The 13,394-nt window shown below is 46.0% G+C and carries 12 protein-coding genes; 8 read left to right on the forward strand and 4 right to left on the reverse strand.

The features are described from left to right. The first annotated feature begins 1 nt into the window (after position 1). From gatB to FED51_RS03715, 5 genes are all read left to right on the forward strand, one after another. On the forward strand, positions 2 to 1,432 hold the full coding sequence (gatB, locus tag FED51_RS03695; RefSeq protein WP_053432427.1) for an Asp-tRNA(Asn)/Glu-tRNA(Gln) amidotransferase subunit GatB: 1,431 nt from the start codon (positions 2 to 4) through the stop codon (positions 1,430 to 1,432). A 92-nt stretch (positions 1,433 to 1,524) separates the two neighbouring features. Continuing rightward, the gene (locus FED51_RS03700; RefSeq protein ID WP_138090288.1) at positions 1,525 to 1,773 is read left to right on the forward strand and encodes a hypothetical protein; all 249 of its coding nucleotides are present in this window, start codon (positions 1,525 to 1,527) and stop codon (positions 1,771 to 1,773) included. 129 nt (positions 1,774 to 1,902) lie between these two features. After that, on the forward strand, positions 1,903 to 2,382 hold the full coding sequence (locus FED51_RS03705) for a GyrI-like domain-containing protein (RefSeq protein WP_053432429.1): 480 nt from the start codon (positions 1,903 to 1,905) through the stop codon (positions 2,380 to 2,382). Between the two features lie 312 nt (positions 2,383 to 2,694). Next, complete coding sequence (locus tag FED51_RS03710) at positions 2,695 to 3,972, forward strand: phytoene desaturase family protein (RefSeq protein WP_233443876.1); 1,278 nt, start codon at positions 2,695 to 2,697, stop codon at positions 3,970 to 3,972. Between the two features lie 4 nt (positions 3,973 to 3,976). Further along, entirely contained in the window at positions 3,977 to 4,834 is an 858-nt protein-coding gene (locus FED51_RS03715) for an RNA polymerase sigma-70 factor (protein WP_138090290.1), read from the forward strand. A gap of 41 nt (positions 4,835 to 4,875) precedes the next feature. On the opposite strand, the gene nagE is transcribed toward FED51_RS03715, so the two are convergent. The 3 genes from nagE to FED51_RS03730 all read right to left on the reverse strand — a co-directional run bounded on the left by nagE (position 4,876) and on the right by FED51_RS03730 (position 9,670). Next, positions 4,876 to 6,234 carry an N-acetylglucosamine-specific PTS transporter subunit IIBC gene (nagE, locus tag FED51_RS03720; protein ID WP_138090292.1) on the reverse strand — a complete coding sequence of 453 codons (1,359 nt, stop codon included), beginning with the start codon at positions 6,232 to 6,234 and terminating at the stop codon, positions 4,876 to 4,878. A 94-nt stretch (positions 6,235 to 6,328) separates the two neighbouring features. Beyond that, complete coding sequence (locus FED51_RS03725) at positions 6,329 to 7,585, reverse strand: exo-beta-N-acetylmuramidase NamZ family protein (protein ID WP_010896849.1); 1,257 nt, start codon at positions 7,583 to 7,585, stop codon at positions 6,329 to 6,331. Between the two features lie 24 nt (positions 7,586 to 7,609). Next, entirely contained in the window at positions 7,610 to 9,670 is a 2,061-nt protein-coding gene (locus tag FED51_RS03730) for a glycoside hydrolase family 3 protein (protein WP_138090294.1), read from the reverse strand. A gap of 293 nt (positions 9,671 to 9,963) precedes the next feature. On the opposite strand from FED51_RS03730, the gene FED51_RS03735 reads away from it, so the two are divergent. Next, entirely contained in the window at positions 9,964 to 10,851 is an 888-nt protein-coding gene (locus FED51_RS03735) for a diacylglycerol kinase (RefSeq protein ID WP_010896851.1), read from the forward strand. Between the two features lie 107 nt (positions 10,852 to 10,958). After that, entirely contained in the window at positions 10,959 to 11,528 is a 570-nt protein-coding gene (locus FED51_RS03740) for a DUF2087 domain-containing protein (protein ID WP_053432434.1), read from the forward strand. Between the two features lie 154 nt (positions 11,529 to 11,682). Here the strand turns inward: FED51_RS03740 and FED51_RS03745 are convergent, their stop codons facing one another. Then, positions 11,683 to 12,423, reverse strand: a complete 741-nt coding sequence (locus FED51_RS03745) for a FixH family protein (protein ID WP_138090296.1) — start codon at positions 12,421 to 12,423, stop codon at positions 11,683 to 11,685. 240 nt (positions 12,424 to 12,663) lie between these two features. Here FED51_RS03745 and FED51_RS03750 point away from each other — a divergent pair, with 240 nt between their 5' ends. Next, entirely contained in the window at positions 12,664 to 13,137 is a 474-nt protein-coding gene (locus FED51_RS03750; protein ID WP_010896854.1) for an SRPBCC family protein, read from the forward strand. Positions 13,138 to 13,394: the final 257 nt, after the last annotated feature.

The raw sequence follows: 13,394 nt of genomic DNA on the forward strand, positions 1-13,394 counted from the left end.
GATGAACTTTGAAACGGTGATTGGACTTGAAGTCCACGTAGAATTAAAAACGGAATCTAAAATTTTCTCGGCTAGCCCGAACCATTTCGGTGCAGAGCCGAACGCCAACACGAGTGTCATTGATTTAGGCTATCCAGGTGTCTTGCCTGTCTTGAATAAAGCAGCGGTGGAGTTTGCGATGAAGGCTGCGATGGCGCTTAACTGTGAGGTTGCGACCGATACGAAATTTGACCGGAAAAACTACTTCTATCCAGACAATCCGAAGGCGTACCAAATTTCTCAGTTTGACAAGCCGATCGGTGAAAATGGTTGGATTGAAATTGAAGTAGATGGAACGAAAAAGAAAATCGGCATTACGCGCCTGCATTTAGAAGAGGATGCAGGGAAACTAACCCATAGTGGCAACGGCTATTCACTCGTTGACTTTAACCGCCAAGGGACTCCACTTATTGAGATCGTCTCAGAGCCGGATATCCGCACGCCACAAGAGGCGTATGCGTACTTAGAAAAGCTTAAATCGATCATTCAATATACAGGTGTTTCCGATTGTAAGATGGAGGAAGGCTCGCTCCGTTGTGATGCGAACATTTCCTTACGTCCGGTTGGTCAAGAAGAATTCGGAACGAAAACAGAGCTTAAAAACTTAAATTCATTCAACTTTGTGCGCAAAGGCTTGGAATACGAAGAAAAACGGCAGGCGCAAGTGCTTCTCTCTGGTGGAGAGATTTTACAAGAGACGCGTCGTTATGACGAAGCTGCTAATAAAACAGTGCTCATGCGGGTCAAGGAAGGCTCTGATGACTATCGTTACTTCCCTGAGCCAGACTTAGTGGCCCTTCATATTGATGATGAATGGAAAGCGCGCATCCGCTCTGAAATTCCTGAACTGCCAGATGCACGGAAGAAGCGGTATGTGGAGGAGCTTGGACTACCAGCATATGACGCGATGGTGCTTACGTTAACGAAAGAGATGTCCGATTTCTTTGAAGAGACGATCATGAAAGGTGCCGATCCGAAGCTTGCGTCAAACTGGCTAATGGGAGAGGTTTCGGGCTACTTAAATGCTGAGCAAAAAGAGCTAGATGAAGTGGCACTGACACCTGACGGACTGGCAAAAATGATTCAATTGATTGAAAAAGGAACCATTTCCTCAAAAATCGCGAAAAAAGTGTTTAAAGATTTAATTGAAAAAGGCGGCGATCCAGAGGAGATTGTCAAAGCAAAAGGGCTTGTGCAAATTTCGGACGAAGGCGAGCTACGCAAGTATGTTGTTGAAGTACTCGATAACAACCAGCAATCAATCGATGATTTCAAAAACGGAAAAGACCGTGCAATTGGCTTCCTTGTCGGTCAAATCATGAAAGCGACAAAAGGAAAAGCGAATCCACCAATGGTCAACAAGCTATTGCTAGAAGAAATCAACAAACGCTAACGTAGAGAGGCTGTCATCTAAGGTCATTTGTATGACTTCACGGTGACAGCTTTCTTATTGAGACAAATGAAAAAGGTGGTAGAAAGTTTAGTATGTTCTTTTTTATTAGCAGTTTGCTCGTGGTGATTTTTGCTTTTTTAACACCCGTTTCTCTTTCATTCCCAGTTGTTGCAAACGTAGGTGCCATTATCGGTATTTATCGGATTCGAAAAAAACCGAAGACAACGCTCTTAAAGATGGCAGCGTTTATTTTCGTGTTAGGATTAATGGCTGCCATTTTAAATATGGTTTATTATGGCTTACCGATCATTGGCGATGTTGACATGATTGGTCAACCTTGACTGAAAGAAATCTTGAAATTAACTTCCCCTTTCTTTACGATGATAAGTGGTAGGATTTTCATAAAACAGCTTAGAATGTCATGATCATAAAGTCTTCCTATACAATTCATGCGGGAGGGAGTTAGTCAAATGACAAAGGAGCAAGCAGTGTTAAGCGGGTTTTCCTTTATTGGTCGTACGGCACGAACGACGAATGAAGCCGAAATGAAAGGGGAAGGTGTGATCTCGTCACAATGGGATGCGTTCTACAAAGAGCCGTTTGTAGATCGAATTCCGCAGCAAAAAGAGGAAGCGATCATCGCCTTGTATACAGACTATGAATCGGATGAAACAGGCGAGTACACTTTTGCCATTGGAGCGAAGGTACAAGATGAAGCGGAGGCACCTGAAGGCTTATCGAAAGTGACCGTCCCTGAAGCGACATACGTAAAGTTTACGAGCCGGAAGGGACCGATGGATCAGGTCGTCATGGAAGCATGGCAAGAAATTTGGGAGTGGTCGAAAGCAAATCCGAATAAACGGGCGTTCATAGCTGATTTTGAAGTGTATGATGAGCGAGCACAGGATCCGCAAAATGGGCAAGTTGATATTTACATTTCGGTGGTTTAATAGAATCCAAGGAGAGAGCGATTCCCGCTCTCTTTTTTATAGTGGTTTAAAGGGTGGATCGCAGTTTTTTAGGTTTAAATATAGAAAGTATTAATCTAGAGATGCTTGAGCTGGTGATTCAACCTCATCTAAAATACGTAAAAGCTGTCTTATACAATAATACTGTAAAGTGGTTATTTGTCTATTAAATAACAACCCGCCTCCTTCTAGTCGCTACGTTTTTAAGACAACATTATTCATTTTTTAAAATCATTTGTCACAAACCACCTCCTTTTGTCGTCATGAGTAGTGAAAGAACAAAAGGAGGTTTTCATGATGACGAAACATTGGGATGTTGTCATTGTAGGTGGTGGGTTAGCAGGGTATGTAGCCGCCCTTTTTTTAGCGAAGGCGAACGTGTCGGTTTTACTCGTGGAGAAAGGAAAACGAGTGGGGGGAAGGGCAAGGACCGACGTGATAAAGGAGCACTATTTTAATTTAGGCCCCCACGCTCTCTATAAGCAAGGAAAAGCAAAGCCAATCTTGGATGAGCTAGGAGTCATGATACAAGGGAATTCGCCAAAGTTAGGCGGTCTCCTCATCGAAGGGGATAAAGATCATATCGCTCCGTTCTCACCTATCGGAATTGCGACGACGACGTTTTTAAATTGGCGAGAACGGAAGGAATGGCTGGCGTTTATGGCTAAGCTACCAACCATTCGATTGGAATCAATTGATGATGAGGAAACGTTTCAGCAATGGCTTATGCGCAACACAACATCACGAAAGGTGCAGTCACTTGTTTACACTCTTGCAAGACTGTCCACTTATTGTCACGCCCCTGAATATGTAAGTGCTAAGGTGGTTGTTGCCCATTTAAAGGCATCTACCGGTGGCGTTCTCTATTTAGATGGCGGTTGGCAGTCGATGATTGATCAATTGCATAATCAAGCGGTAGTGGCTGGAGTTCACATTCGAACTCAGGCGCAAGTCAAACAAATCGTGGCTGAAAAGGATCGTCTGTTTACGCTCACTCTTGCAAACGGAGAAGCGATCACGAGCAAAAAGGTCGTTTATACGGCCAATCCGAAGGAGCTTCCTGACATGTTGCAAGGAGAGACGCTGGAACCAACCTTTTTTGATCGCCTGAGGCCTGTAACTGGAGCCGCCCTCGATGTAGCGTTGACAACGTTACCGAATCCGAAGCGACTGTTTGCTCTCGGTACCGATCAGCCGCTTTATTATTCGGTCCATTCCAACTACGCGAAGCTTTCGAAAACGAGAGAGAGTGTGGTGTTACACGTCTTCAAATACAGCCATCCAGATGAACTTATTGATCGGGATGAGGTGAAGGCGGAGCTGGAGCAATTTCTAGAGCGAGTGCAACCAGGCTGGCGCTCGCATTTGATCACGAGACGATGCTTACCCCACATTACGGTCAATCATCGTTTGCCACAAGTGGGTGATGAAAAGGAGCTGACACAGCTAGAAACGAGTGTGTCTGGTCTATATTTGGCAGGAGATTGGGCGTCCCCTGATTCGGTATTAGCCGATGCAGCAGTAAGTAGCGGTAAACGAGTCGCGCTTGAAATAACCGAGAAAGAAAGGTGATCACGTGCAAATTAGCAATGAAGACTACGAGCAGCTGAAGCCGTTGTTGTTTTCTTTAGGCTATCGTCTCCTCGGATCTGTAACCGATGCGGAGGACCTTGTACAGGAAACGTTTTTGCGTGCTTACCAAGCGGAAGAGCGGGAAATCAACAATAAAAAAGCGTACTTGTGCAAAATGATGACGAATCGCTGCCTAGACGTATTAAAATCAGCTAGGAGAAAGCGGGAGCAATACGTCGGCCCATGGCTACCGGAACCTCTTCTAATATCAAGCGATGATCCGAGTGAAGTGATTTTACAAAAGGAAGGGCTGAGCATGGCGTATTTGCGGATGATGGAGCATTTAACTCCACATGAGCGAGCCGTGTTCCTGTTGCGAGAAGTATTCACCTTTTCTTATAGAGAAATTGCCTCCATGATGGAAAAGAAAGAAGACAACTGTCGTAAGCTCTATAGCCGCGCGAAGGAAAAACTTTCGGCCGTAAAGGGGGAGAGTCTCCATTATGAAAATAACCGCTCGGTCGTGGATCGCTTTATTCACTCGTTCCAAACGGAGGATCAAGGCGATTTATTAGAGTTGCTCTCTGACCATGTGACACTTTATACGGATGGTGGGGGTAAGGTACGAGCTGCCCTCCGACCGATCTACACGAAAGACCATGTGGCGGCTTTTCTATTTGGAATTGCCAAAAAGCGACCGAATGATTTTTATGTAGAAGTAAAAAACGTGAACGGCCAACCAGCACTCATTAGTTATGCTGACAGTGAGCTATACAACGTCATTTGCTTTTATATTGTAGGAGGACAGATTCAAGACATTTATATCATCATGAACCCAGAAAAGCTGCCAAGTAACGGGTGATGATGAAAAAGAGACTCCCGAAGCTGAGAGTCTCTTTCCTTTTACAGCCTTTTTTTCATCGCATTGGCGACAAATTCCACATCGGTACCAATGACGACTTGTATAGTCGTATCGTTGAGCTTTACGACCCCTTTAGCTCCTGCAAGCCTTAAGGCTTTTTCATCGACAGATAACCATGAATGGATCGTTAAGCGAAGTCGGGTCACGCAAAAATCAAGATCTTTCACGTTTTTCTTACCGCCCAATGCCGCCAAAATGGCTTTTGCCATCTCTTCATAATCGGCAGAAGAGGTCTCCGTCTCATCCATGCTCTCTTCTTTTTCCCGACCCGGTGTCTGCAAGTTGAGCTTGATGATAAGAAAATAGAAGAGAACGAAGTAGATTACAGCATAGATGAGCCCGATAAATGCGAGTACCCATGGCTTAGTAGCGATTCCGAAATTAATAAAGTAATCGATCGCCCCAGCAGAAAACGTAAAACCATGCCGGATCTCGAGCGTATAGGCTACTGCCATCGCTGTTCCGGTTAACACCGCATGCACCCCGTATAAAAGAGGGGAGAGGAACATGAAAGTAAACTCAATTGGCTCGGTAATTCCCGTTAAAAATGCGGTGAAGGCAACCCCGCCAAGAAGGCCAGCGGTCGCTTTACGCTTTTCTTTTTTCGCTGCGAGAATCATTGCTAAGGCAGCGGCAGGTAAGCCGAACATCATGATAGGGAAGAAGCCAGCCATAAAGATGCCCGCATTCGGATCACCGGCGAAAAAGCGATGCAAATCTCCAGTGGCGCCGTTAAATTCCCCGAACACAAACCAGACGAGCGTGTTGATCACATGGTGTAAACCGAGTGGAATTAACAAACGGTTGAAGAAGCCATAAACCCCGACGCCAGTCGCTCCAGCTCCGATAATCCACTGACCAAATGAATCAAGCCACCCTTGAACTGTCGGCCAAACAAAACCGAAGAATATGGCAAGAACGAGCATGAACAATCCAGTCATAATCGGCACAAAGCGGCGACCGCCAAAGAATGCGAGCCATTCCGGCAGCTTTGTTTCCTTAAAGCGGTTGTATGTCATTCCGGCAACGACACCAGAAAGAATACCCCCTAGAACTCCCATGTTAATCGTTTCATTGATGGCTTGGGTTCCTTCCGTTAAGACGAAAAATCCGATGGCACCTGCTAGAGCAGCAGCTCCGTGACTGTCTTTTGCAAAGCCGACGGCGACCCCGATTGCAAATAAAAGAGCTAAGTTACTGAACAACGCGTCACCGGCAGCTGCCATAAAAGGAATATTCAATAAGTCCTCTTGTCCGAGACGAAGCAGTAATCCAGCGACAGGCAATGCAGCAATCGGAAGCAGTAACGAGCGACCAATCCGTTGTAGAAATTGAAGCATCGTCTGTACCCTCCTTCAGTTTGTAGGAACGAGGGGAAGATGCCCACGGTCCCCTCGTTACATGTCTATGCCCGTCTGCTGGAAGACTTGCCTATTAGTACAATAGGTATTTTTTTCTCGTTTTTTCAAAAGCTTTGATCTCTTTCCCCCAATCAGCGACGATTTCTTCAACAGACGCCCCTTGCATGATTTGCTTGCGCACATCACCATTACCGATCAGGCGATCAAAAAAGGAAATGCCCTGCTGATCTTCGGCCGTAAAGCGGAAATCGTCGGGATACAGGTCGTGTATTGTTTTGACAATGTGAAGTCCTGTTATGACAGGTTGAAAAGATTTTTCGTCGGTCACGTGAATTTGAATACCGTGACTTAAAGTGCCGGCATGCTTGGAAAACATCGGTGTAAACGAGGCCGCACGGAATGTCACCCCTGGAAGGCCAAGATCATTCAAGGTAGCGGCTAGCTCGGTCGAGTTCACAAACGGTGCCCCGATCAATTCAAACGGCTTTGTCGTCCCTCGTCCCTCAGAGACGTTTGTTCCTTCTATAAGGGCGGCTCCGGGATAGACGAGTGCTGTGTCAAGTGTTGGCATGTTAGGTGAAGGAAGCACCCACTCTAGCGGCAAATCCTTGAAATCGGTATGACGTTTCCAACCTGTCATCTCGACAACGGTCACGTCGGCCCCAATAGCAAACTCCTCATTAAACAATAGGGCAAGCTCTCCGACGGTCATTCCGTGGCGAAGGGGAATCGGGTACAAGCCCACAAACGAGCGGTACGGTTCTTCCAACATTGGACCTTCGACTTTTTGTCCGCCGAGAGGATTCGGTCTGTCTAACACGATGAACGGTAAATCGTTTTCAGCTGCGGCTTCCATCGCATAGGCCATCGTGTAGATGTACGTGTAAAAACGCGTTCCTACATCTTGGATATCAAACAAGAGGACGTCAATGTCTTCGAGCATGTCTGGGGTCGGCTTCCGCGTTTGTCCATAAAGACTGTATACCGGTAATCCCGTTTTGTCATCGATGTAAAAAGGGACGTACTCCCCGGCTTGAGCATCACCACGAACCCCATGCTCAGGACCATACAATGCGGTCAATTCGACGCGCTCATCTTCAAACAACACATCGACAATGCTATGGAGCTCGCGGTCCACTCCAGTTGGGTTCGTAATTAGGCCAACCTTTTTCCCTTCAATTAAATGAAACTCGTTTTGTAGTAACTGCTCGACCCCGAGAGAGAACGCATGGGGATTTCCTTTCTTTTTTCCTTTCCCTGCGCCATGGGCCACAGAGACGAGCCCAAACAAGAGCGTTACGGCTAGCAAAAGAGCCATCGTCCGTTTCATGTGACACACTCCTTTCTTTACTTATTACCATGATAACCCATGGCCATATTCAAACATCACATCACCCTCGATTGTCGGTATCGTTATCGGCAGTTGTCCAGACGGCGTGAGGTCACCGACAATCGTCCGTGCGGAGGCGCGGAAGCTTGCATCACGAAATCCATATTGAGCAATGTATGCTGGAACGGAAGGGTAGGCCATGATGTCATATGGATTACGAATCGCAACAGCGACTACTGGTTGATCAGCCGATTCACTCAGCGTCGCATATAGTTGCATGTGAGGATGTGACGGTGAGCGACCAGCGACGTTAGCCGAATGGGAAGCGATGATGATGGCGGCAGCCCCCTCTACAAGGTCTTGCTGTTCGGCGGTCAAGCTCGATTGGTTGCTACTAAGTAAAATATGTTCTGTTGGAACAGAGGCGTCTTCAAAGGCAGCTGCTAAGTTTTCACTATAGGTGGAACCAACGACAACGACGTAGTCATCCTCTTTAACGGATAGAGGAAGCGTGTCTTGTTCATTTTTTATCACGGTTATGGATTGTTCGGCGATTTGTTGTTCGATCTGGCGGTGGTCGTCTGAGCCGATCACTCTTTCAGCCTCCGCGATCTGTTCATCAATCGGTGTCGGGGAGTCCGTTTTAAGGATGCCTCGGTTCAGCTTCAATGTTAAAATGCGTTTCACCGCTTCGTTCACGCGCTTCTCGGAAATTTCTCCATTCTCCACGGCTTCCACCACCGCAGGAAACACCGTCTGTAAGCCGACTGGCATTAAAATAATATCCGCCCCAGCATTGATCGAACGAATGACTGCATCCGTTGGGCCAAAATGATCACTGATCGCGTTCATGTTCATCGCGTCGGTAATGATCACCCCTTCAAAGCCGAGGTCGTCACGCATTAAATCGGTGAGCACCTTTTCCGATAATGTAGCTGGTAAGGAAATAAGTGAGCCATCCTTCTCTGAGATCACTTTTGTATCGTCAATGGCTGGGAACGTAACATGGGCGGTCATGATGGCATCGATTCCTTCGGCCATCGCTTGACGGAAAGGAGCAAGCTCTACTTCATCTAGTCGAGCCCGATCATGAGGCACCTCTGGTAACCCTAAGTGAGAATCAACATCGGTGTCCCCATGTCCGGGAAAATGTTTAGCAGTAGCAGCGACTCCTGTAGATTGTAGTCCCTTTGTGTAGGCGACTCCTAATTGGCCGACAAGCTCAGGGTTTTCCGAAAAGGATCGAACCCCGATCACTGGGTTGTCTGGATTGTTGTTCACATCGAGAACGGGTGCGAGGTTCATATTAATCCCGAGTGACTGTAGCTCCCGGCCAATGACAGTTCCAGCTTGAGAGGCTAAACCCTCTGAACGGGTAGCTCCGAGCGCCATGTTTCCCGGGAGATCTGTCCCATTTTGAAGGCGCGTCACAATCCCACCTTCCTGGTCAATCGTGATGAGCAGTCCGAGCTTTTCTGCTGCGTCTTGATAATCGTTTACAAGATGGATTATTTGCTCGGTTTCTACAACATTTTCACGGAAAAGGATCACGCCGCCGAGATGATATTCCTTCACCATTTGTTCAATCTCCGGAAGCATTTCCACCACATTCTGCCCGTTCCAAGTACGGAAGTCAGGCATCATCATTTGTCCAATTTTTTCTTCGAGCGTCATTTGGTCGAGGAGCGTTTCGATGACATCGTATTGCGGACCTTTTTCCTGAATGAGCGTGACCCCTTTTTTCGGCGTTACGTGTATGGCGATTCGGTCAGAGGATGAACCGTGTGTGGCGTGAATGAAAGTCCGGCCAGGCTTGCCTGTGAGTGTGACAGTTCCCTTGTTATCAACAGTGGCAACTTTCCGATTGGACGAGCGCCAGCTTACCTCTTGATAGGTTTTGACTAACGCCCCGTCCTCTATCGTTAATGGTGTGAAGCGAATTGAGTCTCCAGAAGGGGATGGCAGAAAGCCAGGTACATTTTCCAGCAGTAGAAAAGAAGATGATCGTTTTGCTTCGACAACACTTGACGGGGCAAAGCACATCGTAATGGCTATGATGAGCGATAGAGCAAGTCCAAATTTCATATTCTTTCTCCTCTCCTTAATAATTAGTGGCTTGCTATACTTTATGAGACAAGGTGTTGGTCTCATGCACGAGGAGAACAGAATCGGCCCAATTCCCTAGCATATGGGGAAGATTGTAAGTACAGCTTTAGCCGATTGCAGGTGGCATATACTTACTCATTAATCAAATCGATCATTGGCATAAAGTGGAGATAAAAGAGTTGGTTTCTGAAGGTAAGTACGATAAAATGAAATCGTATATTTTCCAGATGACCACCATGATCGCATCACGCGATATGTAGGAGTTGTAGCAGATGAAAACAGCTCGATTGATCTATAACCCAACATCAGGGCGGGAACAAATCAGAAAAAGTCTAGCCTATATTCTTGAGCGACTAGAATTGGCAGGATATGAAACATCGACCCATGCGACGACTGGGGAAGGTAGTGCCACGGAGGCAGCTAGGCTTGCTGGTGAGCGGAGGCATGATTTAGTCATTGCGGCAGGTGGTGACGGCACGATTTATGAAGTTGTCAATGGCCTTGCAGGGTTGGAGAAGCGTCCTACGCTAGGACTCATTCCAGCAGGAACGACCAATGATTTTGCTCGAGCGTTGAACATTCCTCGTGACATCGAAAAGGCGTGCGATATTTTAATAGAAGGTCATACGAAACCAGTGGATGTAGGAAAAGCAGGGGACCATTACTTTATTAATATTGCTGCTGGAGGGACATTGACTGAGCTTACGTATGAAGTTCCTAGTAAACTGAAAACAGTCGTCGGCCAGCTCGCTTATTACATTAAAGGGCTGGAGAAGCTTCCGCAAATTTCACCAACAGACGTAAGAATTGAATATGACGGCAAGCTGTTTGAAGGGGAAATTATGATGTTTCTCGTGTCAAACACGAATTCTGTGGGTGGCTTCGAACGGCTAGCCCCCAATGCTTCATTGCGAGATGGCATGTTCGACTTCATCATCGTGAAAAAAACGTCCTTTCCTGAATTTCTTCATCTTGCAGGATTAGCGTTAAGAGGGGAGCACATTAAGCACCCAAAAGTATTATACGTGCAGGCGAATCGGATTAAAGTGCAGGCAGAAAAAAGCATGCAGCTCAATTTCGATGGCGAATATGGCGGGCTTCTCCCTGCTGAATTCGTTAACTTATACCAGCATTTTCAGATGCTATGCCCGAAAGACTGAATTAGAAGTCTGAGCCCAATGGTTCAGGCTTTTTGTTTTTATAGTTGTGACGACCAACTAATTAGATTATAATCTAATTAGATGATTGTCTAAATGGAGGTTTCTTTATGCAGCTCAATCGATTAGTTCATTTTCATAAAACGTTAGGAGATAAGACAAGAATTCGGATCATTGCTTTATTAAAAGGAGGCCCTCTCCATGGTCAAGCGATTGCAGGGAAGCTAGGACTTACACCACCGACTATTTCTCATCACTTGTCGAAACTGCGGGAAATTGATGTTGTTTATCAACGGAGGGAAAAAAACACAATTTATTTTTATCTTGATGAAAAAAAGCTGGAACGGATGGCAGGCGCGATCTTAATGATAGGGGGAGATGAGATGTTTAATTTTCAAGTCGATGATCAAGAGAAGGTCAGAGTGATTAAAAACTTTACGTTACCGGATGGCCGAGTAAAAACGTTGCCGGCCCAGCGAAAGAAAAAACTGATCATTCTTGAGTATATGCTAAGAGGAATCGAGCAGGGGCGCGTCTATAGTGAGAAAGAGATCAATGAGCATATTAGGCAATTTCACGAAGACTTTGCCACGGTTCGTCGCGAATTTGTCATGTGTCAGTTTATGTTTAGGCAAAACGGGCAGTACGAATTAAACCCAAAAGAGATGTGGCCGCTTTAATTTTTTGTTAGGCAACTCACTTTACTTTTGCGTCATTGCGGGCGAGCGATCCCGACGATTTTTGGAACGTTGAAGTTAGCGTAACCGAAAAAGGAAGCCTCTCCGTCTAGGGGGCTTCCTTCGTTTCGTGTTGAGATAAACACTCGGCAGTTAACTACGTGTTCTCATCGACTATTAATGCTTCATGGATATGTTCGTGGAGACCGGTGTCGTCTTCAATATGGAAAACGACATGATACTCACCCGCGTTTGCAAACGTATGGCTGACTTCGTACTGACCTACGTCCGTCTCTTCGGTGTCGAGCCATGTATGTGCTTCGTCCTCATGTTGCCAAATCTCAAGTGTCAAAACCCCGCCAGTAAACGGTTTATCCTTATGTTCCACTACAATTAATAGGGTGGTTTCTTCGCCTGCTTGAATCGAGTCTTCCGCAAATAAGGAAAGGTCAATGATCTCAGATTCATACTCGACAAACGATTGTTTCTCTTGGTCAGCTGCCTCCTCACCAATCGTCAATTCATAAAGGGGCATTCGGTGCATATCTCGAGCTGTCACGTGAGGTTGGACGAAGTAGAGACCATCCTCAGGAAACTCGTAGGTCACGCGATACACTCCGCCTCCTTCATTGGTTGACTCAATCATGTCACTCTCTTCTTTTGCCCCTTCTTGCCAAAATTCAACGATTACCTCCCGGGCATCTTCAACCGGCGCCTCGTTCTGGGTAACGAGAACGTCAAAGGTCATATTTTCCCCCGATGCGAGCGCTTCCTCATACAAAAGCTCAACTTCAATCGGTGATAACTGTTCTATATGATCGACCGCACCTTGCTCCTCTTCTGTCTGGCCACATGCGACGAGGAGAATGGCAACAGCGACCATTATCAAATATTTCAAAGGACGTCCCTCCTAAAGATTGTGCGCGTTCCCTTCCATTGTAAAGAGTTGGACAAACAGAAACAAGTTTCGTGTTGTGAACGTTTTGTCAACAAATGCCGGCAAAAAAGATAGACCTTTCATACTTTTTGGTCTAGGTGAATAGACTGATTTTCGGGGAATGAAAAAGGTTTGCGATTGTTTATCACGAAAATAGGGAAAACAGAAAGAAATGAATAGCGGAAAGGGAGATGGGTACCGGTGGGAGTGACGTACCAAGTTGAGATGAACGCTGCAATTGAAACGGTGTTTCGTTATGTGAGCGAAGAAGACTTGATGCGTGAATGGCAATGCGGGTTTATGGAAAACATCTACTTTCATAAGCTAGAGGGCATGAAGCGTAAAGGAGCTACCTTCGTTCAACGGATTCACAACGGTCGAAAAGTGGAGGAATATGCAGGAGAAATCATTGCTTTTCATCGTCCGTCTTTTTACGGTGTTCGCTTAGAAAGCGACTATCTTACGATGGAAATCTTTTATCGACTCATTGAAACTGAGGCAGGTGGAACGATTGTCCATTTCGAATGCATTCCGACCTTTAACAATTGGTATACGAAGGCCATTCGCCCGTTCCTTCATCAATCATTGCGCACGATGGGGCGGAAGCAGTTGGAGGCCCTGAAGGCGTGCTTAGAACAACAATGGCAAGGAATGCCGCTAGAGTCGAGAGTGTGAGAGAGAACCTACGGAAAATTCAATGAACGATGAGGGGGAACCCCCTCTATTTTATTTGGATATGGAGTCAGGTAAGCATCCAGATCTGAAAAATGAATCTACCAAATGTGATGGTAAGGGAATGGTGATAAGAAGATAAAGCAGATCAATAATTGGTGGTGTTTCGATTAAGAAGTCACTAAGTATTTATTGTTCCTGCAAAGAATGTAACAAAATTAGGCCATGGCGGTGAACTAAGAAAATCCACCGCCAAAACG

This window comes from Halalkalibacterium halodurans (genome assembly GCF_005671335.1).
Lineage (GTDB): Bacteria > Bacillota > Bacilli > Bacillales > Bacillaceae_D > Halalkalibacterium > Halalkalibacterium halodurans.

Excerpts from the sequence above, each read along its gene's own strand:
- gatB (WP_053432427.1), top strand. The coding sequence starts at position 2 with ATGAACTTTGAAACGGTGATTGGACTTGAAGTCCACGTAGAATTAAAA.
- FED51_RS03735 (WP_010896851.1), top strand. The coding sequence starts at position 9,964 with ATGAAAACAGCTCGATTGATCTATAACCCAACATCAGGGCGGGAACAA.
- nagE (WP_138090292.1), bottom strand. The coding sequence starts at position 6,234 with ATGCTTCAATTTCTACAACGGATTGGTCGCTCGTTACTGCTTCCGATT.
- FED51_RS03710 (WP_233443876.1), top strand. The coding sequence starts at position 2,695 with ATGATGACGAAACATTGGGATGTTGTCATTGTAGGTGGTGGGTTAGCA.
- FED51_RS03740 (WP_053432434.1), top strand. The coding sequence starts at position 10,959 with ATGCAGCTCAATCGATTAGTTCATTTTCATAAAACGTTAGGAGATAAG.
- FED51_RS03730 (WP_138090294.1), bottom strand. The coding sequence starts at position 9,670 with ATGAAATTTGGACTTGCTCTATCGCTCATCATAGCCATTACGATGTGC.
- FED51_RS03700 (WP_138090288.1), top strand. The coding sequence starts at position 1,525 with ATGTTCTTTTTTATTAGCAGTTTGCTCGTGGTGATTTTTGCTTTTTTA.
- FED51_RS03725 (WP_010896849.1), bottom strand. The coding sequence starts at position 7,585 with ATGAAACGGACGATGGCTCTTTTGCTAGCCGTAACGCTCTTGTTTGGG.
- FED51_RS03705 (WP_053432429.1), top strand. The coding sequence starts at position 1,903 with ATGACAAAGGAGCAAGCAGTGTTAAGCGGGTTTTCCTTTATTGGTCGT.